The organism is Clostridium puniceum (genome assembly GCF_002006345.1).
GTDB lineage: Bacteria > Bacillota > Clostridia > Clostridiales > Clostridiaceae > Clostridium > Clostridium puniceum.
On record NZ_LZZM01000094.1, the window covers coordinates 1 to 1552 of the forward strand.

Below are 1552 nucleotides of genomic sequence, written 5' to 3' on the forward strand. Positions count from 1 at the left end.
TTTAGTTGCAACACCATCACTATCAAATCTATAGCCTACATAATCTATATTAGATACCATTTGTCCAGTAGAATATAGCATGTAGTCTTTCCCACCATCTTTTATCCAACCAGTTTGCATTGCTCCACTAGTATCAAAATAGTACCATTCATTATTTATTTTTTGCCATCCTGTTTTCATAGCACCGGATTCATCACAATAATACCATTTGCTATAATTCTTATCAAATACCCATCCAGTTTGCATTTCTCCTTTTGTGCCATCTGATATAGGATTTAAGTAATACCATTTGTTATCAACATATTTCCAATCATATAACATCCATCCTTCTGGATCGAATAAATACCATTTATTATTTATCTTTTCCCATCCATCTTTAGTATAAGTTCCATTATCATGCTTATACCACCATTTATTTTTTTCTTGATTAAATACCCACTCACCACTTATAGCTGAGCTAGATAGTTTGTCTTTAAAATCGTACCATCTAGCCCAATTGTTAGATGCAAATGAGTTAGGACATGTTTTTCTACTGGCATCATAATGCCTAACTACATTATCAATACCTATATTATATTTATTCATTAAGTATTTAACTAAGTCTAATGTATTGTTTATTGTCTCATCTGATGGATTCTCATTTGCTTCTAAACACATTTCTATGCCTAAGGAATTTGAATTAGTAATACCATAAGCGCCACGCCCATCTCCACAGTGCCAAGAATAATAATTATCAGTGTCTATAATTTGAATAATGTTATTACTATCAACAAAAAAATCTGCTGAAGCATTTCTATTTCCACCTGCAAAATAATCATGTTCATTCTGAGCTGTTGCTCCTGGATCTCCTGTATCATGTATAACTATATATTTAGTATCAATAGACCTTGATGATCTATTATAATTGATAAATTGTTGTTGTATTTCTTTCACTTTGATTACTTCCTTCCTTAGATAAAATAAAAGAGTAACCTTGAAGGCCACTCTAAAAAACTAAACTTGTACGGTTGCTGAATTATCTGTTTCTATTGGTTGTATTGCACTGCTAATTTGAGTTATTGTAGATTTTAAGCTTTGATTTTCTACCAGTAAAGATTCATTAGTTTTTTGCAGCTCTGCAATCTGCTTTGTTGCATCATCTTGCAGCACAACTGCTTTATCTTTATTAAATTCACCAGCTATAGCTTGTCTTAAATCGCTTAAATTCTGTTTAGTTAATCCTGGTATTTTTTGAAGTAATAATCTATCAAATTCATCTGCTTTATTCCCTAAAATTTGACTTGCATTCTCTGTGATCCTGAACTTTTCTTCTACGATACTCCATACTTCTTTAGCCGTATTTAATTCTTCTTCATGTCCTGAAGCTTTTATTTTTAATTCTGCTTCCTTTTTCTTTGCAATAAATAATTCGGTTGCTGCACCTCCAACACTTTTAATAATTGCTACTAATATGCCTACTATTGCAGTTGCTGCTATTGGTGCAATTTGATTAATTAATAATTCTTTCATATTATCTATCTCCTTCTAAATCATCTAATCTTTTATGTGCTGA

General features: G+C 31.3%; 2 protein-coding genes. Both read right to left on the bottom strand.

Annotated elements, in window-relative coordinates; all coding sequences use genetic code 11:
- A partial coding sequence (locus CLPUN_RS28575) for a peptidoglycan recognition protein family protein (protein ID WP_242954069.1) occupies positions 1–933 on the bottom strand: 933 nt, incomplete at its 3' end.
- Between the two features lie 60 nt (positions 934–993).
- Positions 994–1509 carry a cobalt ABC transporter permease gene (locus tag CLPUN_RS07065; RefSeq protein ID WP_198944301.1) on the bottom strand — a complete coding sequence of 172 codons (516 nt, stop codon included), beginning with the start codon at positions 1507–1509 and terminating at the stop codon, positions 994–996.
- Positions 1510–1552: the final 43 nt, after the last annotated feature.

Coding starts and splice junctions, on each gene's coding strand:
- CLPUN_RS07065 (WP_198944301.1), bottom strand. CDS start 1,509: ATGAAAGAATTATTAATTAATCAAATTGCACCAATAGCAGCAACTGCA.